The 20,247-nt window shown below is 70.5% G+C and carries 24 protein-coding genes; 17 read left to right on the top strand and 7 right to left on the bottom strand.

Features of this window, described 5'->3' with window-relative positions; genetic code table 11:
• Positions 1-59: 59 nt before the first annotated feature.
• On the bottom strand, positions 60-1,007 hold the full coding sequence (locus DQW85_RS08740; protein WP_113699863.1) for a quinone oxidoreductase family protein: 948 nt from the start codon (positions 1,005-1,007) through the stop codon (positions 60-62).
• 93 nt (positions 1,008-1,100) lie between these two features.
• Here DQW85_RS08740 and DQW85_RS08735 point away from each other — a divergent pair, with 93 nt between their 5' ends.
• The gene (locus DQW85_RS08735) at positions 1,101-1,580 is read left to right on the top strand and encodes a MarR family winged helix-turn-helix transcriptional regulator (protein WP_113699862.1); all 480 of its coding nucleotides are present in this window, start codon (positions 1,101-1,103) and stop codon (positions 1,578-1,580) included.
• A gap of 55 nt (positions 1,581-1,635) precedes the next feature.
• Here DQW85_RS08735 and DQW85_RS08730 read toward each other — a convergent pair whose 3' ends face one another.
• On the bottom strand, positions 1,636-1,845 hold the full coding sequence (locus DQW85_RS08730) for a hypothetical protein (RefSeq protein WP_113699861.1): 210 nt from the start codon (positions 1,843-1,845) through the stop codon (positions 1,636-1,638).
• 459 nt (positions 1,846-2,304) lie between these two features.
• Between DQW85_RS08730 and DQW85_RS08725 the strand changes: the two genes are divergently transcribed.
• Positions 2,305-3,462 carry an alkaline phosphatase PhoX gene (locus DQW85_RS08725; protein WP_113699860.1) on the top strand — a complete coding sequence of 386 codons (1,158 nt, stop codon included), beginning with the start codon at positions 2,305-2,307 and terminating at the stop codon, positions 3,460-3,462.
• A 127-nt stretch (positions 3,463-3,589) separates the two neighbouring features.
• On the top strand, positions 3,590-4,480 hold the full coding sequence (locus tag DQW85_RS08720) for a phosphatidylinositol-specific phospholipase C/glycerophosphodiester phosphodiesterase family protein (RefSeq protein ID WP_162794845.1): 891 nt from the start codon (positions 3,590-3,592) through the stop codon (positions 4,478-4,480).
• 402 nt (positions 4,481-4,882) lie between these two features.
• Here the strand turns inward: DQW85_RS08720 and DQW85_RS08715 are convergent, their stop codons facing one another.
• Positions 4,883-5,536, bottom strand: a complete 654-nt coding sequence (locus DQW85_RS08715; RefSeq protein ID WP_113699859.1) for an NAD(P)-dependent oxidoreductase — start codon at positions 5,534-5,536, stop codon at positions 4,883-4,885.
• 109 nt (positions 5,537-5,645) lie between these two features.
• Here DQW85_RS08715 and DQW85_RS08710 point away from each other — a divergent pair, with 109 nt between their 5' ends.
• The 11 genes from DQW85_RS08710 (at position 5,646) to DQW85_RS08660 (ending at position 11,739) form a co-directional block, all read left to right on the top strand.
• The gene (locus DQW85_RS08710) at positions 5,646-6,008 is read left to right on the top strand and encodes a winged helix-turn-helix transcriptional regulator (protein WP_240197031.1); all 363 of its coding nucleotides are present in this window, start codon (positions 5,646-5,648) and stop codon (positions 6,006-6,008) included.
• Positions 6,009-6,158: 150 nt separating this feature from the next.
• The gene (locus DQW85_RS08705) at positions 6,159-6,635 is read left to right on the top strand and encodes a hypothetical protein (protein ID WP_162794844.1); all 477 of its coding nucleotides are present in this window, start codon (positions 6,159-6,161) and stop codon (positions 6,633-6,635) included.
• A 6-nt stretch (positions 6,636-6,641) separates the two neighbouring features.
• Positions 6,642-7,886 (top strand): SRPBCC family protein, encoded by a 1,245-nt coding sequence (locus tag DQW85_RS08700; RefSeq protein ID WP_113699857.1) that lies wholly within the window; start codon positions 6,642-6,644, stop codon positions 7,884-7,886.
• A gap of 27 nt (positions 7,887-7,913) precedes the next feature.
• On the top strand, positions 7,914-8,327 hold the full coding sequence (gvpJ, locus tag DQW85_RS08695) for a gas vesicle protein GvpJ (protein ID WP_113699856.1): 414 nt from the start codon (positions 7,914-7,916) through the stop codon (positions 8,325-8,327).
• Position 8,328: 1 nt separating this feature from the next.
• The gene (locus DQW85_RS08690) at positions 8,329-9,195 is read left to right on the top strand and encodes a GvpL/GvpF family gas vesicle protein (RefSeq protein WP_113699855.1); all 867 of its coding nucleotides are present in this window, start codon (positions 8,329-8,331) and stop codon (positions 9,193-9,195) included.
• Positions 9,195-9,464: a gas vesicle protein GvpG gene (locus DQW85_RS08685; RefSeq protein WP_113699854.1), complete on the top strand. Its 270-nt coding sequence runs from the start codon at positions 9,195-9,197 to the stop codon at positions 9,462-9,464. Before DQW85_RS08690 ends, DQW85_RS08685 begins: the two co-directional genes overlap by 1 nt.
• A 4-nt stretch (positions 9,465-9,468) precedes the next feature.
• Positions 9,469-9,912 (top strand): gas vesicle protein GvpO, encoded by a 444-nt coding sequence (gvpO, locus tag DQW85_RS08680; RefSeq protein ID WP_205314978.1) that lies wholly within the window; start codon positions 9,469-9,471, stop codon positions 9,910-9,912.
• Positions 9,909-10,376, top strand: a complete 468-nt coding sequence (gvpJ, locus tag DQW85_RS08675; RefSeq protein ID WP_240197030.1) for a gas vesicle protein GvpJ — start codon at positions 9,909-9,911, stop codon at positions 10,374-10,376. Before gvpO ends, gvpJ (DQW85_RS08675) begins: the two co-directional genes overlap by 4 nt.
• On the top strand, positions 10,366-11,148 hold the full coding sequence (locus DQW85_RS08670) for a GvpL/GvpF family gas vesicle protein (RefSeq protein ID WP_113699851.1): 783 nt from the start codon (positions 10,366-10,368) through the stop codon (positions 11,146-11,148). The genes gvpJ (DQW85_RS08675) and DQW85_RS08670 overlap by 11 nt, the downstream gene beginning before the upstream one ends.
• Entirely contained in the window at positions 11,145-11,420 is a 276-nt protein-coding gene (locus tag DQW85_RS08665; RefSeq protein WP_113699850.1) for a gas vesicle protein, read from the top strand. Before DQW85_RS08670 ends, DQW85_RS08665 begins: the two co-directional genes overlap by 4 nt.
• Complete coding sequence (locus DQW85_RS08660; protein ID WP_113699849.1) at positions 11,407-11,739, top strand: gas vesicle protein K; 333 nt, start codon at positions 11,407-11,409, stop codon at positions 11,737-11,739. The genes DQW85_RS08665 and DQW85_RS08660 overlap by 14 nt, the downstream gene beginning before the upstream one ends.
• 7 nt (positions 11,740-11,746) lie before the next feature.
• Here the strand turns inward: DQW85_RS08660 and DQW85_RS08655 are convergent, their stop codons facing one another.
• Genes DQW85_RS08655 through DQW85_RS08645 form a run of 3 tightly spaced genes read right to left on the bottom strand, consistent with a single transcriptional unit; the run spans position 11,747 to position 14,675 of the window.
• The gene (locus tag DQW85_RS08655; protein WP_113699848.1) at positions 11,747-12,340 is read right to left on the bottom strand and encodes a DUF1707 SHOCT-like domain-containing protein; all 594 of its coding nucleotides are present in this window, start codon (positions 12,338-12,340) and stop codon (positions 11,747-11,749) included.
• A 27-nt stretch (positions 12,341-12,367) separates the two neighbouring features.
• A complete protein-coding gene (glpK, locus tag DQW85_RS08650) occupies positions 12,368-13,876 on the bottom strand; it encodes a glycerol kinase GlpK (protein WP_113699847.1) in 1,509 nt (502 codons plus the stop codon).
• 31 nt (positions 13,877-13,907) lie between these two features.
• Positions 13,908-14,675 carry an IclR family transcriptional regulator gene (locus DQW85_RS08645; RefSeq protein ID WP_113699846.1) on the bottom strand — a complete coding sequence of 256 codons (768 nt, stop codon included), beginning with the start codon at positions 14,673-14,675 and terminating at the stop codon, positions 13,908-13,910.
• 279 nt (positions 14,676-14,954) lie between these two features.
• On the opposite strand from DQW85_RS08645, the gene DQW85_RS08640 reads away from it, so the two are divergent.
• The 3 genes from DQW85_RS08640 (at position 14,955) to DQW85_RS08630 (ending at position 19,153) form a co-directional block, all read left to right on the top strand.
• Entirely contained in the window at positions 14,955-15,782 is an 828-nt protein-coding gene (locus tag DQW85_RS08640) for an MIP/aquaporin family protein (RefSeq protein WP_113699845.1), read from the top strand.
• A gap of 34 nt (positions 15,783-15,816) precedes the next feature.
• On the top strand, positions 15,817-17,334 hold the full coding sequence (glpK, locus tag DQW85_RS08635) for a glycerol kinase GlpK (protein ID WP_113699844.1): 1,518 nt from the start codon (positions 15,817-15,819) through the stop codon (positions 17,332-17,334).
• 79 nt (positions 17,335-17,413) lie between these two features.
• On the top strand, positions 17,414-19,153 hold the full coding sequence (locus DQW85_RS08630; RefSeq protein ID WP_113699843.1) for a glycerol-3-phosphate dehydrogenase/oxidase: 1,740 nt from the start codon (positions 17,414-17,416) through the stop codon (positions 19,151-19,153).
• Between the two features lie 90 nt (positions 19,154-19,243).
• On the opposite strand, the gene DQW85_RS08625 is transcribed toward DQW85_RS08630, so the two are convergent.
• Positions 19,244-20,242: a helix-turn-helix domain-containing protein gene (locus DQW85_RS08625; RefSeq protein ID WP_113699873.1), complete on the bottom strand. Its 999-nt coding sequence runs from the start codon at positions 20,240-20,242 to the stop codon at positions 19,244-19,246.
• Between the last annotated feature and the right edge of the window lie 5 nt (positions 20,243-20,247).

Raw genomic sequence — 20,247 nt, 5'->3', positions numbered from 1 at the left:
GTTCGGCGGCCCAGGGTGATGTGGTGGCCGACAGCGCCCCAGGCAGACCCGGACTGGCGTCATCCGATCCGGACGATGCTCTTGCCGCGGGTCGCTCCGCCCGCGAGATCGGCGATGGCGGTCCCGACGTCGGCCAGCTCGTATTCGGCGGTGATGTCGATGCCGACCTTGCCGTTCCCGACCAGTTCCAGCGCGCGGCGTGCACTGTCGGCGAGCCGCTCGGGATGGGTCTGGCTGAGCAGGTTGCTGTTGTAGGTCAGCATCGACGTGCCCTGCATCAGAAGATCGTTGGCCGAGACCGGGACCGGCTCGAAGGTGGCGATGTTGCCGTAGACCGCGATCCGGCCGTGCGGTGCCAGGCGTTCCAGGTTGGCCAGCCGGGTCTGGCCGCCGATGGGGTCGAGAATCACATCGAAGTGCTCCCCGTCCAGTGCTTGGGGGAAGTCCTCGCGGCTGAGCACCTGGTCATAACCGAGTTGCCGCGCGTAGTCGACCTGCCCTGGATCGCCCACGACGCCCACGACTCGCCCCGCGCCGGCTACCCGGGCGAACTGCCCCGCGAGCGTGCCGACTCCGCCGGCTGCCGCGTGGATCAGGACGCTCTGGCCCGGTCGGACTCCCGTGACGGTGTTGATCAGGTCGTAGGCGGTGGAGGTGACCCAGCCGAACGCGGCGGCGGTCCGCGCGTCCACGGTGGGCGCCGCGATCGCCAGCACCGAGGAGACAACGACGACTTCCGCGAAGCCGCCTGAACTGGTCAGCGCGATGACCTGCTCACCTACGCGTGCCGGATCGACGCCCTCGCCGACCGCGATGATCTGCCCGGACGCCTCGAAGCCGGGCACGAAGGGGCGAGGAGTCGGGAAGTGACCGTCGCGGATCAGCACATCCCCCCACTGAACACCCGCGTAGGCGACACGGATCGCCACCTCCCCATGCCCTGGGGTGGGCTCGGCGATCTCGGTCACACGGAACTGGTCGTCGGTGGCGAGTACGGCAGCCTTCATAGTTCACAGCCTTCTTGTTCGACTCAGTATCCTGATACCCCGAACGCTAGCGAGTCTCAGGATGTTGAGTCAAATGAGGAAGCTGTGACAGCTATGGCCGACGTGCCCGCCGAGGACTACCTGTGCACCAGGATCCGCCGCGCCGAACAGGCTCTGATGGCGCATCACGAAGCCGTCCTGCGTACCTATGGGCTGACCATGACCCAGTACACGGTGCTGCTCAACCTCTCCCGTGATGACGGCATGTCCGGCGCCCAGCTGGCCCGCGCCTGCGGCGTCACCCAGCAGAGCATGGCCACGGTCGTCACCGGCATGCAGGCCAAGGGCCTCATCGACCGGCAGTCGTCGCCCGTGCACGCCAAGGTCATGATCGCCACCCTCACCGACGCCGGCCAGCGCCTTCTCGATGGGGCCTACCGAGAAGTCAACGTGCTCGAGAAAGCTCTCATCGACAAGTTCACCCCGGCCGAGCACAGGCAGCTCTGCGAGCTCCTCGATCGAGCCACCGAAACTCTGATCGAACAGACCCCCCGACCCGCTAAGTCGACATCCCATCGCCCCCCATCAACCTGAGTCGAGCGGGGAGAACCGCTGTCCGCCCGGCGTCCAGGCAGCCGCCGGGCGCCGATTAGGAGCCGTCGGCGAAGCCGGTGTTCGCGCGGAGCGACAGCAGCACCTCGCCGTCGCAGCTGAGGATCAGGTGCACACCCACGTGAGGGCGGTGAGGGCGGGAGGGCTCGGCTGGTGCGGTCATGGCCGTGCTCCCCGCAGTGACGGTGCCAGTGAAGATGCCGGTGACGATGTGCTCGCTGCCCTTGGGCAGGTCACGCTGTCGCACTGTGCGGGGAGCACAGGGGTGCTCGGCGCAGGCCGCGCGCAGGACGGGCGGTCCGGGGGCCTTGTCGCATGTTTGGTGGTCATGACCTGCTAGTGGGCGCCTCGCCGGCGCGGTGCGGCGTCAGCGGGACCGCACGTCGCGGGCAACGGGGACGAGGCCTCCGGTAGACGAGTCAACGACGAAGCTCACCTGCACGGAGACCTCGTGGACACCCTACCGGTGACGGCGCGGGCGGACCTGGCCGACGCGACGATGCGCGTGGTGCTGAACGGTATTCGCGCGCCGCTGGTCGCCGTGCCCACGTTCACGTCAACCGCGACCCGGTGTGGCGCGTACGCGCGAGTAGGAGGGGGTATGGCCGCCTGCCGTTCAACTGATACACCGGTGCGGGTTCACCGGCGCTTCTAACCTTGGCCCGACGGGGGATGGTCCTGCTGATCCTCACCTGGAGGTTCGCCAATGGAACGCCGTACATTCCTTCGCGCCTCGGTGCTCGGCGTGAGCACCGTGGCCTTCGCCGGCAGTCTCTGGCAGGACGCCGCGTTAGCGGCTCCGGCGCAGAACGGTCCCGGCCCCTACGGTCCCCTGCTGGCCGCCGACGCCAACGGCATCCAGCTTCCCGCGGGGTTCACCAGCCAGGTGATCGCCCGGTCCGGGCAGGTGGTCTCCGGCACCTCCTACACCTGGCACCCCGCCCCCGACGGCGGCGCCTGCTTCGCCGACGGCAGCGGCTGGCGCTACGTGTCCAACTCCGAGATCAACCCCGGCGGCGGCGCCTCCATGATCCGCTTCGACTCCGGCGGCACCGTGATCTCGGCCGCCTCGATCCTGTCGGGCACCCGGCAGAACTGCGCCGGCGGCGCGACGCCGTGGAACACCTGGCTCTCGTGCGAGGAGGTCAGCCGGGGCTTCGTCTACGAGACCTACCCCTTCGGCGGCGCCGCGTTGCAGCGTCCGGCCATGGGACGTTTCAAGCACGAGGCGGCCGCCGCCGACCCGGTCCGGCAGGTCATCTACCTCACCGAGGACGAGAGCAACGGCCGGTTCTACCGGTTCGTCCCGACGACCTGGGGGAGCCTGTCCTCGGGCACGCTGCAGGTGCTGTGCGCGGGCTCGGCCACCTCCGGCTCGTTCACCTGGGCGAACGTCCCCGACCCCGACGGCAGCCCGACCGCGACGCGCAGCCAGGTGGCGGCGTCGAAGTCGTTCAACGGGGGCGAGGGCTGCCACTACGCCAACGACACCGTGTGGTTCACCACCAAGGGCGACAACCGCGTCTGGCAGGTCAACGTCGCCGCCGGCACGTACGAACTCGCCTACGACGACAGTCTCGTCAGCCCCGGCACGCCACCGCTGACGGGTGTGGACAACGTCACCGGCTCCACCTTCGGCGATCTGTACGTCGCGGAGGACGGCGGCAACATGGAGATCTGTGTGATCACGCCGGACGACATCGTCTCGCCGTTCCTGCGGATCAACGGCCAGAGCTCCTCGGAGATCACCGGCCCGGCCTTCAACCCGGCGGGCAACCGCCTCTACTTCTCCTCGCAGCGCGGCACCACCGGCTCCTCTTCGGGCGGCATCACCTACTGCGTGACGGGCCCGTTCCGCACTTGATTCCTCCGGTAGCGGGTCCCGAGCCAGTGATCTCCCACTATTGGGCGAAATGTCACTCCGGTAACACCTCGCGCAAATAGCGTGGCGCGTGATCACTGGCTTGCTTCCGGACCCGTTAGGAGACGTGATGTTCCGTCGAGCCCTCGGCTCGCTGGTGGCGGCGGGAGCCCTGCTGCTGCCGATCACCCCAGGGGCGGCCGCCCTCGCGGCGGCCGCCCCTGCCATGGTCGAGCCGCCTACGAGCGCCCCAGCCGCGGCCGCCGAGCCACTCGCCCGTGCCCACGCCCACAACGACTACGAACACCCGCGCCCCCTCATGGACGCCCTCGACCACGGCTTCACCAGCGTCGAGGCCGACATCTACCTGGTGGAGGGCGAGCTCCGCGTCGGCCACGACCCGCAGGACCTGCGGCCCGCCCGCACGCTCCAGTCGCTCTACCTCGACCCGCTGGCCCGCCGGGTGCGCGAGGGGCACGGGCGGGTCTTCCCGGGCAGCCGCCAGCGGTTCCAGCTCCTGGTGGACATCAAGAACAACGGCGCCGCCACCTACACCGAGCTTCACCGGGTGCTGCGCGCGTACCGCAAGATGCTCACCACCTACCAGAAGGGCAGAGTGAAGCCCGGTGCGGTGACGGTGGTCATCAGCGGCGATCGCCCGCGCGACCTCATGGCCGCCCAGCGGGAGCGGTACGCCTTCTACGACGGCCGGCCGCCGGACCTCGGTCTGGGCGGTGCTTCGCTGATCCCGCTGATCAGCGACAACTGGACGAACCACTTCACGTGGCGCGGCGAGGGCGAGATGCCGGCCGCCGAGCGGGCGAGGCTCCGGGACATCGTACGGACAGCGCACCGCGACGGGCAGCGGGTCCGCTTCTGGGCGACGCCGGACGTCCCCGGCCCGGCCCGCGAGGCGATCTGGCGAGAGCTCGTCGCGGCGGACGTGGACCACGTCAACACCGACGACCTGGCTGGTCTCCAGCGGTTCCTGCGCGAGAACGACCGCTACCGCTCCAGCTAGGAGGCGGCCGCATGCGGAGAACGCCGGGATCTGGCAGGCAGAGTCAACCCACGGCAAGAGTAGGTTGATAAATCAATCAACCTGCATGTATCGCGGAAGCCTCCGAACGGTCGCGGGGTTGGGAATGAGTGAACGCGTGCCGGTGCGCATCCGCTCCGGCACATCCCGATTCGCGGAGGACACCATGTCCATCCAGCACCATCTGCCTTACACACCGTTCCGTGCGCCCGATCCGGACGACGTATACGAACGCCGCTTCAGGTCCACGCGTCGCGCCGCGGCGTCGCGTCGCCGCAGGCGTCTCTGAACGCTTGTCGTACGGCACCCTCGCCCGACACGGGGCGGGGGTGCCGTTCACTGTCCCGGGCGTCGAGATGAGCATGATCGGGCGGCTCAGGGTGGTCAGGAGGCCACGGCGGCCAGGGTGCGGTGGTGGGTGGGGTTCTCGATCTCGTCGATGAGCGCCACCGCCAGGTCGGCGTACCGGAAGAGGGTCTCGTCGGTGACGGGCAGCACCTGGTTTCCGCCGATCCGGTAGTGGCCGGTGCGGGGGGCGTCGGCGTCGAGCAGGGCGGGCGGCGGGGCGAGCACCAGCCAGTCGACGGCGGTGTCAGCGGCCCGCAGCACATCGAGTTCGGCGGCGTGGCCGAGGGAGAACGCGCGGGCCTCCGGTGGGAAGCCGGGCGTGTCGTGAACCATGACGCCGGGCGCCGCCTCCAGGGTGGTGCCGATGCCGATCAGCACGAGCCGCCCGACGCCTGCGCGGGCGAGGCCGTCGAGGAGGGCGCGCGCCGCGCCTGTGAAGAACTCCTCCGAGGGTACGTCCAGGCGGCCCGCGGCGTTGACGGCCGCGTCGTGCCCGGCCGCGACGGCCGCGACGCGGTCGGCGTCGGTGACGTCCCCGGCGACCAGCGTCACGCTCCTGGCGTCCGCCAGGGCGCTGTGCCTGGCGGGATCTCGCACGACGGCCGTGACGTGGTGGCCGCGGGAGGCGGCCTCCGCGACCGCGTGGCGGCCGGCGCGGCCGCCGGCCCCGAAGACAACGATCTTGCTCATGAGGGGATGCTCCGTTCGCAGTGCTGCCGGTCCGGTGACCGGCCGATGCCGCGGACGTTAGCGGGCGCCCCCTTGGTTCCCGCAACGATACCTGCGTACGCTCGGCACCGTGACGCAGCCACTGGACCCCGACATGTTCCGCGCGTGCTCGCAGGTCACGCCGCTGATCCAGGTCGGCGACAAATGGACCGCGAAGATCATCAGATGTCTGGAGGCGGGGCCCCGCCGGTTCTCGGAGCTGCGGGTGCCGCTGCGCGGGATCACGCCGAAGGTGCTCACCGAGACGCTGCGGGCCATGGAGCGCGACGGGCTGGTGACGCGCACCGCGTACGCCGGGATCCCGCCACGGGTCGAGTACGAGCTGAGCCCGCTCGGTCGCACGCTCCTGAAGCCCCTGGCCGCCTCTTGCGCGTGGGCGGAGGCGCACATGGCCGAGGTGTTGCGCGCCCGAGAGGTGCACGAGCCGCTCTAGGCGGCTCACGCTCGCCACATTCGAATCGGTGGCTTACTAATTGTCAAGTCTGTCCGTTTTATTCTGATTCGTGTTTCCCTATCCCCTTCATGGGCAGATGGGCGGGGCCGGTAGAGGCCGGCGGCTGCTCGACAGTAGGGAGCGCGAATCATGAGTGACCGGGCCAGAGTGGCGTTGGCCCTCGTCGCCGGCTACTACCTCGGCCGGCGCCACAAACTGCGCTTGGCGGCGGCCCTCGCGGCGGCCGGGCTCGCTCGCGGTCTGCGGAAGGGCAACAGCGGAGGGCTGCTGAAGCAGGGCTTCAAGCTGGTCGGATCGTCTCCCCAGATCGAGGAGATGACCAACCGCCTGCGCGGCGATCTCATGGAGGTCGGCAAGGCCGCCGCGGTGGCGGCGGCGGGCAGGCAACTCAACACCTTGACCTCGAAGCTCCACGATCGGGCCGAGTCCCTGCGGGAGGGGGGCCCGCGCGGTGGGCGGTCCAAGGACGAGGAAGACCAGTACGACGAGGAAGACCAGTACGAGGACGAGTACGAGGAGGAAGAGCCCGAGCCCGAACCCAGCGCGAAGAGGCCGGTCACCCGAGGGCGAGGCTCCGCGACCCGGACGGGCAGGGGGCAGAGGTGAGATTTCATGACTGAAACCTCGAGGACGCGACCCGTCCGGAACGCCGCGGAGAAAGGGCGGAAGACCGCCCAGGAGGGCCCCGCCACGATGCTGCCCGACGTGCTGAAGGGCGAGTTGGGGTCCGCGCTGCAGAGTGTCACCGTGGCCCTGGCGGAACGGGCGCTGTCGTCCGTAACGGACAAGATGCAGGACGTCACCGGCCGGCTGACCGACTTCGCCGAGGGGAACGAGCCGAGCCTGCTGAGGGCGATCACCGGCTCGGACCTGTCTCCAGGCTCGATTCTCGGCGGAGCCAAGGCCGGAGCGGTGAAGGGCGCGCTCAAGGGGGCGGTCACCGGCCTGTTCAAGGGCGGCAAGAGCAAGGGCACCAAGCCGCTCAAGGTCACGAACATCGTCGAGACCCTCGACATCGGCGCGCCGCTCCGGGTCGTCTACAACCAGTGGACGCAGTTCGAGGACTTCCCGAGCTTCATGAAGAAGGTCGAGAACGTCGACCAGGAGTCCGACGAGAAGATCAACTGGAAGGCGCAGATCTTCCTGTCGCACCGTACGTGGAAGTCGACCATCCTCGAGCAGGTGCCGGACGACCGGATCATCTGGCGGTCGGAGGGAGCCAAGGGCCACGTGAACGGGGCTGTGAGCTTCCACGAGCTCGCCCCGAACATCACGCGCGTGACCCTCGTCCTCGAATACCACCCGCAGGGCCTGTTCGAGCACACCGGCAACCTCTGGCGGGCGCAGGGCAGGCGGGCGCGGCTGGAGTTCAAGCACTTCAGACGGCACATCATGACGCAGGTCATGCTCCATCCCGAGGAGATGGCCGAGGCCGGCTGGCGGGGTGTGATCCACGACGGAGAGGTGGTCAAGGACCACGAGACCGCCGCCGCCGAGGAGCGCGAGCGGGAAGAGGGCCCGCAGGAGGAGCGCGAGGAGCCGAGGGACGAGTACGAGGTCGAAGTGGAGCCCAAGGAGGAAGAGGGCGAGGAGGGAGAGGGCGAGCGCGCCGAGCTGGACGAGGAGGAAGAAGCAGAGGAAGAGCCCGAGGAGGAAGAAGCAGAGGAAGAGCCCGAGGAGGAAGAGGAGGAGCGGCCTCGCCGGGCACGTGCCGGCGCCGCCTCCGCCCGCGAGCGGTCGAGGAGCCAGAACCCCGGACGTCCGGTGCGGCGCCGTCGCGCGGAGGATGCGGAGGACGAGGAAGAGGCCTCTCCCCGGCCGGCTCGCCGCAGGACGGGCGCGCGCGGCAGCAGGTGACGCCGAAGGTATTCGAGGAGCGAGCGTATGACTGTGCAGCCCGCGACGGGCGGAGTGGCCGAGCGCCCCTCCGCGTCGGGCCTGGCGGATGTGATCGACACCATCCTGGACAAAGGGCTGGTGGTGGACGCCTACGTGAGGGTCTCGCTGGTGGGGATCGAGCTGTTGACCATCGACGCGCGCATCGTCGTGGCCAGCGTCGACACCTACCTGCGCTTCGCCGAGGCGGTGAACCGGCTGGACCTGGCGGAGGCGGGCAACCAGCAGGGGCTGCCCGAGATCATGGAGAACGTGACGAAGAGCGGGGCCGCGGGCAAGTCCAAGGGGGCTGCTCAGGGCGTGCTGGAAGCGGCGGGGGAGAAGCTGCAGGAGTTCGTCGGCGATATGTCCGAGGACTCCAAGCGCGGCTCGGCCCGCGGACGACGTAGAGGGGAGGACTGACATGGCCGAGCCTGCCGCCGCCGAGACGTCCGAGGCCTCCCAGACCTCCCAGACCTCCAAGAACTCCAAGAACTCCAAGTCCGGCGGTGCGGAGAAGAAGTCCTCCCGCGCGCGGAAGGTCGGCACCTACCTGTACGGGATCGTGCCGGCGGACGTCGAGGTGGCCGACGACACGCAGGGAGTGGGTGACCCGCCCGCCGAGGTGACGCTCCTGAGGCACGGCGAGATCGCCGCCCTGGTGAGCGATCTCACCGCCGAGCGACCGCTGGGCACGCCCGGCGACCTGATGGCGCACGAGCGACTGCTGGACGCCACGGCCGCCGAGGTGCCCGTGCTGCCCATCCGCTTCGGCGCGGTGATGACCGGTCCCGACGAGGTCGTCGAGGAGTTGCTGTCGCCCTATCACGACCAGTTCCGCACCGCGCTCGGCGAGCTGGAGGGGCGCGCCGAGTTCGTGGTGAAGGGCCGTTACGAGGAGCGGACGGTGCTCCAGGAGGTGCTTGACGAGCAGCCGGAGGCGGCCCGGCTGCGTGAGGAGATCCAGGGCAAGCCCGAGGACGCGACCCGCGACGCGCGCATCCGGCTCGGGGAGCTGGTGAACCAGGCCATCACGGCCAAGCGCGAAGCGGACACGCAGACCGTGCTGGAGCGGCTCGCTCCGCTGTGCGAGCTCACCGCCGTACGGGAGCCGACGCACGAGCAGGACTCCGTCCACCTGGCGCTTCTGGTGCGCAAGGAACGCAAGGGCGAGGTGGAGGAGGCCGTCGAGGAGATCGCCGGGCAGTGGGAGAGGCGGATGACCCTGCGCCTGCTCGGGCCGCTCGCGCCGTACGACTTCATCGTGTCCGCACCGGCGGGGCAGGCCTGATGGGCCTGATCAGCCTCCTCTTCGGCTGGCCGCTGGCGCCCGTGCAAGGCGTGATCCGGCTCGGCGAACTGATCCAGGAGCAGGTCGAGGCGGAGATGCGCGACCCGGCGGTGATCAGGCGCGAGCTGGAGGAGATAGACGAGGCCGCGGACGAGGGCGTGATCTCCGAGGAGGAGCACGCCGAGCAGATGGAGCAGGTGCTCCAGAAGGTCATCGAACCTGTGGACCCCGACCCGCCCGGACCGGAACGCGGAGCCGGGAGGAGGTGATCTCTTGCCTGCCAGGCGAAGGCCACGCCAGGAGCGAGAGGCCGACGACGTGTACCTCGACGACGAGGAGCCCGTCGATGAGGAGGATGAGGAGTTCGAGGAGGCCGACGACGAGGAACCCGAGGAGGAGCCGGTCGAGGATCAGCCGGAGCGCGGACGGCCGAGGCGCGGCTCCGGGGACCTGTCCGCCACGACGGCGGGCCAGATCGGGCTGCGTCTCATCGCGCAGCTGACCGGCCGCGAGGTGGAGGGCGTCACGCTGGTGAAGCCGGAAGAAGACGGCTGGCAGGTGGGCGTGGAGGTGGTGGAAGACCGTCGTATCCCGTCCGCCGGTGACATCCTGGCGCTCTACGAGATCGAGCTGGACGAGGAGGGCGACCTGGTGTCGTACCGGAGGCTGAGGCGCTACCGGCGCGGCAGCGGCGACCTGGGTGAGGCGTCGCAATGATGGAGCCGATGGGCCAGCGGGCCGTCGGACGCCAGGCCTATCCGTCGACGGCGGCCGGGGGGCGCGAGCCGGCGAACCTGGGCGACATCCTCGAGCGGGTGCTCGACCGGGGCGTGATCATCGCGGGAGACATCCGCGTCAACCTCCTCGACATCGAGCTGCTGACGATCAAGCTGCGCCTCATCATCGCCTCGGTGGACACGGCCAAGGAGATGGGCATCGACTGGTGGGAGCACGATCCGTGGCTCAGCGGACGCGACCGTCACCTCGTCGAGGAGAACCGCCGGCTGCGCAACCGGCTCGCCGAGCTGGAGGAGGGGCCGCCGCGCCGTTCCATCGAGGGAGAGGTGGAACCGGTGGAGGAGCGGCCGCCGCGAAGAAGACGGCAGGAGGTGGAGCCCCCCGAGCAGGAGGTGGAGCCTCCAGAGGAGGGACGGCCGCGAAGGAGGCGGCATGACCGGTGACACGGGCACGTACCTCTACGCGGTCGCCCGCGACGTCGGCGCCGCGATGCCGGAGGGTCTGGCCGGCGTGGCGGGATCGCCGGTGCGGGTGATCACCGCCGCGGGCCTGGCCGCGTACGTGAGCACCGTGCCGCTCGACCGGTTCGGCGAGGAGCCGCTGCGGCGGTCCATGGAGGACCTCGACTGGCTCGACGCGACCGCCCGCGCCCATCATCACGTGGTGGAGGCGGTGGCGAGGGGGGCGCCGACCGTCCCGGTCCGCCTGGTGACGGTCTACAGCGCCGACGCGCAGGTCCGGAGCCTGCTGGACGAGCGGCGCGACGACTTCGACCAGGCGCTCTCCCGCGTCGCGGGCCGCGAGGAGTGGGGCGTGAAGGTGTACGCGGGACCCGCCGAACAGGGTGTGGCGGAGGGCGCGGGGCAGGGCGGCGAAGCGGCGGCCAGTCCGGGGACGGCCTACCTCAAGCGGCGCCAGGCGAGCATGCGCACCCGCGAGGAGGCGTGGCGGCTGGCCACCGCCCGCGCCGAGCACGTGCACGACGTGCTGAGGTCCATCGCGGTCGCGAGCATGCGCCACCGGGCCCAGGATCCGCAGCTGTCCGGGCGCGAGGACTGGATGGTGCTGAACGGCGCCTACCTCGTCGACCGTGACCGCGCTCCCGAGTTCGCCCGCGCGTTGGAGGAGCTGCGCGCCCAGGGTGGGGAGGTGGAGCTCACCGGGCCGTGGGCGCCCTACTCGTTCGCCGTCCTGGACGAGGGAGGCGCGCCTTGACGTTCGAGGAGACGCGCGGCGCGGTCCTGGCCGCCGAGGGCCGGCTCCCGTCGGAGCGGGTGGCGCTCGTCGACCTGCTCGACCGGCTGCTGGCGGGCGGCGTGGTCCTGAGCGGGGACCTGGTCCTGTCCATCGCGGACATTGACCTGGTCCGCATCTCCATCCGCGCGCTGATCACGTCGATCCGGGAGTCCAGTACGCCGGACGACTACGACGGGCCGGATGCGTACGACATGCCGGGTGAGGGCGGGAGGCCGGATGAGCACGGCTAGTCCCGGCAAGGGGGAGGACCCGGCGCGGCGGCAGGCGCGCCGGCCACGGATGCGCATCGAGACCGACCCGGAGGCGGTGGAGCGCGACCTGTCCCGCCTCGTGCTCACGCTGGTCGAGCTCGTACGCCAGCTGGTGGAGCGCCAGTCGATACGCCGGATGGAGCAGGGCGACCTGTCGGAGGAGCAGATCGAGACGCTCGGCCTGACCCTGATGCGGCTGGAGGAGGCCATGAACGAGCTCTGCGAGCGTTTCGACCTGACCCCGGCCGACCTCAACCTCGACCTGGGGCCGCTCGGGACACTCCTCCCCGAAGACTGAGACCGGCTCAGCCCGTGGCCTTCGGGGTCTTGCGCTTCTTGCGCCTGGTGCCGACCCCTCCCCACAGCGCGAAGCCGGTGATCACGATCCTTGGGCCGCCGGCCCGGCCAGGCCCGGTGGCGCTGTGGTCGAAGCCGCCCATGATCCCGATGCCGGAGACCTCGACGTCGGCGTCCTCGGGGACGATGACGCCCACGCCGCCCATCACCGCGATGGCCCTGATCCGGATCTCGTTGCCGTCGAGGATCGCCTCGCGCAGGTCGATCGTGCCTCCGCCCCACACGGTCACGGAGGTGAAGTCTCGCGCCGCCCGCCAGCGTCCGGCCCGGCTGAAGCCTCCCAGGAACCCCAGCGCGAACCCGCTCGCCCGCCCGGTGGAGGGGCCGGGCGCGGCCTGGGGCCGTCTGTCGGGGAGGTCGCGGGTGATCGTCTCCAGGTCGGCGTAGGTCCTGGCGGAGTAGAGGAGGTCGAGGCGCTCGTGGAACTCCTCCATCGGCAGCCGGCCCTCTTCGGCGGCCGAGCGGAGGGTGTCGAGGGTGCGGTCTCGATCGTGGTCGGACACGCGGATCTGGCGCGGATCGCGATCGGGGAGGTCGGACATGATCCGAGCGTATACGGGGGTGACGGGTCAGTCGCGAGGCTTCATCCAGCCGAAGCTCCGCTCCACCGCCCGGCACCAGTTGTCGTACTCCGCCTCGCGCCGCTCGGGGTCCATGTTGGGCAGCCACTGGGCGGCGCGGTGCCAGTTGCGGCGCAGCCCCTCCAGGTCGGGCCAGTAGCCGACGGCCAGGCCGGCGGCGTACGCGGCCCCGAGGGACACGGTCTCGGCCACCATCGGGCGCACCACCGGCACGTCCAGGACGTCGGCGATGTTCTGCATGAGGAGGTTGTCGGCGGTCATCCCGCCGTCCACCTTGAGCGTGCGCATGGCGAGCCCGGAGTCGGCGTTCATGGCGTCGACGACCTGGCGGGTCTGCCAGGCGGTGGCCTCCAGCACCGCCCTGGCGAGGTGGCCCTTGGTGATGTACGAGGTCAGGCCGACGATCACGCCGCGGGCCTCGCTGCGCCAGTGCGGGGCGAACAGCCCGGCGAACGCGGGGACGATGTAGCAGCCGCCGTTGTCCTCGACGGTACGGGCCAGCGTCTCGATCTCCGGAGCGCTGTTGATCAGGCCGAGCCCGTCGCGGAACCACTGCACCAGCGCTCCGGTGACGGCGATCGGCCCTTCGAGCGCGTACATCGCGGGCTGGTCGCCGACCTGGTAGCCGACGGTCGTGAGCAGCCCGTGGGACGAGCGGACGGGCTCGTTTCCGGTGTTGAGCAGCAGGAAGCTGCCGGTGCCGTACGTGCACTTGGCCTCGCCCGGCGCGAAGCAGGTCTGGCCGAACAGCGCCGCCTGCTGGTCGCCCAGGGCGGCGCCGATGCGGACACCGGGGAGCACGCGGCTCGCCACCCCGTACGTCTCGGTCGACGGCCGGATCTGCGGCAGCATGGCGCGGGGCACGCCGAAGAAGTCGAGCAGGTCGGCGTCCCACTCCAGCGTGGCCAGGTCCATCAGCAGTGTGCGGCTGGCGTTGGTGACGTCGGTGAGGTGCAGGCCGCCGTTCGGGCCGCCGGTGAGGTTCCAGATGAGCCAGCTCTCCATCGTGCCGAACAGCACCTCGCCCCGCTCGGCGCGTTCGCGCAGCCCGGGGGTGTTGTCCAGCAGCCAGCGGATGCGCGGCGCGGAGAAGTAGGTGGCGAGCGGCAGCCCGGAGCGCTTCTGCACCATCGACGACTCGGGCCGGGCGGCGAGGTCGTCGACCAGGGAGGTCGTCCGCGTGTCCTGCCACACGATGGCGCGGCGGAGGGGCACGCCGGTGCGCCGGTCCCACAGGAGGGTGGTCTCCCGCTGGTTCGCGATGCCGATCGCCGTGATCTGGTCCAGGCCGATGCCCGCCTGCTTGATGGCCTGAGGGGCGATGCGCTCCAGGTTGCGCCAGATCTCGACGGCGTCGTGCTCCACCCATCCCGGGCGGGGGAAGTGCTGGCGGTGCTCGCGCTGCGTCACCGACACCAGGCGGCCCTGCTGGTCGAAGATGATGCACCGCGTCGACGTCGTACCTTGGTCTATGGACATCACATAGCGCATGACCATGTCGTTTACCTCGGTAAGTTTTGGAATGGTTTTACCAGCGGGAGGCACCGAGGTCCCGGGAGACCGCGCGCGCGGCATCGCGTACGAACGTCACCAGGGCGGTGTTGGGCTGGCCTCTGGCGTCGCAGATCCGCTCGACGGCTCCGGAGACGCCCATGGCGCCGACGACCAGGCCACCGTGGCCGCGGATGGGAGCGGCGATGCCGGCCTCTCCCACGGTCATCTCCTCCACCTGGGCGGCCCAGCCGACCTCCCGGATGCTCGCGAGGGCCCGGGCGAGCTCCCTGGTGGCGACGATCGTCCGGCGGGTGTAGGCGTCCAGGGGGCCGTTGCCGAGTGCGGCGCTCGCCCCGGCGTCGAAGGCCAGCAGCACCTTGCCCAGCGCGGTGGCGTGCATCGGCATCAGCGAGCCGACGTCGAGCGTCTGCAACGTGTCGTCGGGACGGAACACGTGGTGCACCACGAGGACCTGGCCGTCGAGGACGGTGCCGATCTTGACGGATTCGCCGCTCCGCGCCGCCAGCGCGTCCGCCCAGTTGATGGCGCGTGAGCGGAGCTCGTTGACGTCCAGGTAGCTCGTGCCGAGGTGGAGTAGGGTCGCTCCGAGCTGGTATTTGCCCGTCGCGTCGTCCTGCTCCACGAAGCCGACCAGTTGCAGGGTGCGCAGCAGTCCGTGTGCCGTGCCGCGGGGCAGACCGAGCGAGGTGGCGATCTCTCCCACGCCGAGCCTGCCCGAACTGCGGGCGAGGAGGCGCAGGATCGCCGCACCTCTCTGAATGGACTGCACTGGACCGGGCACAGCACCGAGAGTAGCTCTACGACGACTGTTCGACAATGTCGGCGGGGTGAAAGTGAAGATCTACCCATCCCGCTACATACGGGACTGTATGTGGTGCGTGTCATAGGTTCTCGACGATAAACCGGCATGGCATAGCTGACTAGTGTTCGACATTGTCGGCACCCTGCCGTTGACCCTGTGGTTTTCCTCACCTAGCTTCCATTCAACTGTGAGGCAGGTGCGCCTCACCCACGTCCTGCCTGCGGCAACGCCCGTTCCGAGGCAGTGTGAGGAGGAGTCATGACAGAACGACTGAAAGCCCGAGGGCTGCTCGGCGAGATGGCCGCCGAGTTCGCGGGCACCCTGATCCTGATCTTGTTCGGGGTCGGTGTGGTGGCCCAGGTCGTCGCGGCGGGCATCGGGGAGTACGACAGCATCGCGTGGGCCTGGGGCATCGGTGTGACCCTGGGTGTCTACGTAGCCGCCCGCATCAGCGGCGCCCATCTCAACCCCGCCGTCACCATCGCCCTGGCCGCGTTCAAGGGCTTCTCCTGGCGCAAGGTCCTGCCCTACACGCTGGCGCAGACCGCGGGCGCGTTCCTGGCGGCGCTCATCGTCCGCTTCAACTACGCCGAGGTCCTGGCCAAGGCCGACCCGGGCTTCACCATCAAGACCCAGGGCGTCTTCTCCACGCTGCCGGGCAACGGCACGCTCCCGATCGACACCTGGGGCGCCTTCCGCGACCAGGTGATCGGCACCGCGATCCTGCTGTTCCTCGTCATCGCCATCACCGACCTGCGCAACTCGGCGCCGGCCGCCAACCTCGCCCCCGTCGTCGTCGGCCTGCTCGTCGTGGCGATCGGCTTCGCGTGGGGCACCAACGCCGGCTACGCCATCAACCCCGCCCGCGACTTCGGGCCCCGACTGGCGTCGTTCCTCACCGGCTACGAAACTGCCTGGCAAGATCAGTACGGCCAGCTCTACTTCTGGGTTCCGATCGTCGGCCCCATCATCGGCGGCCTGATCGGCGCTGCCCTGTACCAGGTGCTCGTGGGGCGCTTTCTGCCCCCCGAGGAGGAGCCCGAGCCCGGCACCGTTCCGGACAAGGCCTCCCTTGAGACCGTCTGACCAATCCCATCTCGCCTTGAGGAGGAACGATTCCATGCCGGACTTCGTCGGAGCCGTCGACCAGGGAACCACGAGCACCCGCTTCATGATCTTCGATCACGGCGGGAACGAGATCGCCCGTCACCAGCTCGAGCACGAGCAGATCATGCCCCGGGCCGGTTGGGTGGAGCACAACCCCACCGAGATCTGGGAGCGCACCCGGGCGGTGATCCAGACCACGCTGAACAAGGCCAACCTCACGGCCTCCGATCTGGCCGCGCTGGGCATCACCAACCAGCGCGAGACGTCCGTGGTGTGGAACCGCACCACCGGCCGTCCGTACTACAACGCCATCGTCTGGCAGGACACGCGCACGGACCGCATCGCCTCCGCGCTGGAGCGCGAGGGCAAGGGCGACGTCATCCGCCGCAAGGCGGGCCTGCCCCCGGCGACGTACTTCTCCGGCGGGAAGATCCAGTGGATTCTGGAGAACGTCGAGGGAGTGCGCGAGGCGGCCGAGGCCGGCGAGGCCATCTTCGGCACCACCGACTCGTGGCTGCTGTGGAACCTCACCGGCGGCGTCGACGGCGGCCTGCACGTCACCGACCCGACCAACGCCAGCCGCACCATGCTCATGGACCTCGAGACCCTCGACTGGGACGACGAGCTGCTGTCGTTCTTCGGCATCCCGCGGGCTATGCTGCCCACCATCGTGCCGTCGTCCCACCCCGAGGGGTTCGGGCGCACCCGTGCCGACGGCCCGCTGGGCGGCGAGGTCATCCTGGGCGGCGTCCTGGGTGACCAGCAGGCCGCCACCGTCGGGCAGGTCTGCTTCGGCGTCGGCGAGGCCAAGAACACCTACGGCACCGGCAACTTCCTGCTGCTCAACACCGGCACCACCCCGGTGCGCTCCAAGCACGGGCTGCTCACCACGGTGTGTTACCAGTTCGGCGACGAGGCTCCGGTGTACGCGCTGGAGGGCTCCATCGCGGTGACCGGCTCGGCCGTGCAGTGGCTGCGCGACCAGCTCGGCATCATCTCCGGGGCCGAGCAGAGCGAGTCGCTGGCCCGGCAGGTCGAGGACAACGGCGGCGTGTTCTTCGTGCCCGCCTTCTCCGGGCTGTTCGCCCCGTACTGGCGCTCCGACGCCCGCGGCGCGATCGTCGGCCTCTCGCGGTTCAACAACAACGCCCACATCGCACGGGCCACTCTGGAGGCGATCTGCTACCAGAGCCGCGACGTGGTCGAGGCGATGCGCCAGGACTCCGGCGTCGCCCTGGACGTGCTGCGAGTGGACGGCGGCGTCACCGCCAACGACCTGTGCATGCAGATCCAGGCCGACATCCTGGGCGTGCCGGTCTCCAAGCCGGTGGTGGCCGAGACGACCGCGCTGGGCGCGGCCTACGCCGCCGGGCTGGCGGTGGGCTTCTGGAAGTCCACCGACGAGCTCAAGCAGAACTGGCAGGAGGACCGACGCTGGCAGCCGGAGTGGGCGCAGGACAAGCGCGACACCGGCTACACCGCCTGGAAGAAGGCCGTCACCCGCACGCTCGACTGGGTCGACGTCGGCTGAGCGGCCAGACCACCGGGGTCACGGCCTCCGCACGGCCATGCGGAGGCCGTGACCCCGGGTCTACCTGACTTTTCTTGAAATGAGGAGCCTTACTGTGACATCTGTAGCGCTGGGACCGGCGTACCGTGCGGGAACTCTGCAGCGGATGGCCGAGAACGAGTTCGACGTGCTGGTCGTCGGCGGCGGCGTTGTGGGCACCGGCGTGGCGCTCGACGCGGTGTCCCGTGGCCTCTCGGTCGCGCTGGTGGAAGCGCGGGACTGGGCGGCGGGCACGTCGAGCCGCTCCAGCAAGCTCATCCACGGCGGCCTGAGATACCTCGAGCAGTTGGACTTCCGGCTGGTCAGGGAGGCCCTCAGGGAGCGCGGCCTGCTGCTGAACAGGCTCGCGCCCCACCTGGTGCGGCCGGTGCCGTTCCTGTTCCCGCTCCGCCACCGGGTCTGGGAGCGTTTCTACGTCGGCGCGGGGATCGCCCTGTACGACATGCTCGACGGCGGGCGCAGCCTGCCCCGCCACCGCCACCTGAGCAGGCGCGGCGCGCTCGCGATCGCGCCCTCTCTCAGCCAGGACGCGCTCGTCGGCGCGATCCAGTACTACGACGCCCAGGTGGACGACGCCCGGTTCGCGATGACGCTGGCGCGCACCGCCGCGCACCACGGCGCCGCCGTGGCGACCAGGACCCGCGTGACGGGGCTGGTCCGCGACGGGGAGCGGGTGGCCGGAGCCCACGTGCTGGACCTGGAGAGCGACACCGAGTTCGTGGTGCGCGCCCGCCAGGTCGTCAACGCCACCGGCGTGTGGACCGACGAGACCGGCCAGATGGCGGGCAGCCAGGGCGGCCTGCGCGTCCGGGCCTCCAAGGGGGTCCACATCACCGTCCCGCGTGACCGGATCAACCTCGACACCGGGCTGATCCTGCGCACGGAGAAGAGCGTCCTCTTCGTCATCCCGTGGGGCCGCCACTGGATCATCGGCACCACCGACACCGACTGGGCCCTCGACAAGGCCAACCCGGTGGCCAACCGCACCGACATCGACTATGTGCTCGACCGCGTCAACGAGGTGCTGACCACGCCCATCACCCACGACGACATCGAGGGCGTCTACACCGGCCTGCGGCCTCTCCTGGCCGGGGACGCCTCCGACACCGCCAAGCTGTCCAGGGAGCACACCGTCGCCCGGCCCGCGCCGGGGCTCGTGGTCATCGCCGGCGGCAAGTACACCACGTACCGGGTCATGGCGAGGGACGCGGTCGACGTGGCCATGCGGGAGCTCGGCGTCGACGTGCCCCCGTCCACCACCGAGAACCTGCCGCTCCTCGGAGCGGAGGGCTTCGAGGCGCTCCGCGACGGCAGCGCCGGCCTGGCGGCGCGCTCCGGCCTGGACGTCGCCCGCGTCGAGCGCCTGCTCGAGCGCTACGGCTCGGCGGTCGCGGACATCTTCGAGCTGATCGAGTCGGACCCCACCCTGGGCGAGCCGCTCGCCGGCGCGGCCGACTACCTCAGGGCGGAGGCGGTGTACGCGGCCTCCCACGAGGGCGCGCTGGGCCTGGAGGACGTGCTGGTCCGCCGCACGCGCATCTCGATCGAGGAGCGCGACCGCGGCCTCGCCGCCGCGCCCGAGGTGGCCGGCCTCATCGCCCCCGTGCTCGGCTGGGACGCCGAGGACGTGCGGCGCGAGACGGACGGCTACCGGACCATGGTGCACGCGGAGATGTCCGCGGAGCTGCAGCCCGACGACCTGTCCGCGGAGGCCGCGCGCCTGGAGATCTGCGCCGCGTCCGATCGCTCGCAGGCCGACGACAGCCCGATCAGCGCCTGACCGGGCGCCTGACCGGGCGGCCTGCCTGGGGCGCCCGCTCCTGAACAGGGTGCCCCGGGGTCTTCGGCTGTCAGGCGCTGTCAGGCGCTGTCAGGCGCCGAAGGCGCGGCGGTAGGCGGACGGTGACGTGCGCATCGCGCGCGTGAAGTGGTGCCGGAACGTCACCGGGCTGTCGAACCCCACAGCCGCCCCGATCTCCTCCACCGGCGCGGCCGTGCCCTCCAGCATCGGGAGGCTGGCGGCCACCCGCTGGGAGATCACCCACCGCAGCGGGCTGGTGCCGGTCCGCCGCCTGAAGTGCCTGACGAACGTGCGCTCCGCCAGGTGGGCCACCCTCGCCAGGTCGGCCACGGTGATCGGCTCGGCCAGGTGGCCGAGGGCCCACTCCATCGCCCGGGACACCGCGTCGTCGTCCTCGACCGGCCGTACCGCCGCCTCGATGAACTGGGCCTGCCCGCCCTCTCGGTGCGGCGCGACGACCAGGCGGCGGGCCACCACGTTGGCGACACCCGGGCCGTGGTCGCGGCGCACCAGGTGGACGAGCAGGTCGAGACCCGCGGCGCTGCCCGCGCTGGTCAGCACGTCGCCGCCGTCCACGTACAGCACGGAGGGGTTGACCCGCACCTCGGGGAAGCGCCGCTGGAGCAGCTCGGCGTACTTCCAGTGGGTTGTCGCCTCGCGCCCGTCCAGCAGCCCCGCGGCGGCCAGCGCGAACGCCCCGGAACAGATCGACACCATCCGGGCGCCCCGCTCGTATGCCAGCCGCAACGCCAGGACCAGCTCGTCGGAGACCCGCCCGCGCACGTCGGGGACGCCCGGCACGATCACCGTGTCGGCGGAGGCGAGCACGTCCAGCCCGTGGGCGGCCCGCACCGTGAAACCGCCCACCGCCCGCATCGGCTCGGACGTCTCGGCGCAGACCTTGAGGTCGTACCAGGGCACGCCCAGCTCCGGGCGCGGCAGGCCGAAGATCTCCACGACGCAGCCCAGCTCGAACGGCGCCATCCCGTCGAAGGCGAGCACGGCCACGGTGGGGAGGTGCGCGGGCGTCGGTGGCGATGGCAGTGGCGATGGCAGTGGCGATGGCATGCTGG

The organism is Nonomuraea lactucae (assembly GCF_003313395.1).
GTDB classification, from domain to species: domain Bacteria; phylum Actinomycetota; class Actinomycetes; order Streptosporangiales; family Streptosporangiaceae; genus Nonomuraea; species Nonomuraea lactucae.
This window is presented reverse-complemented; position numbering and strand designations above follow the sequence as displayed.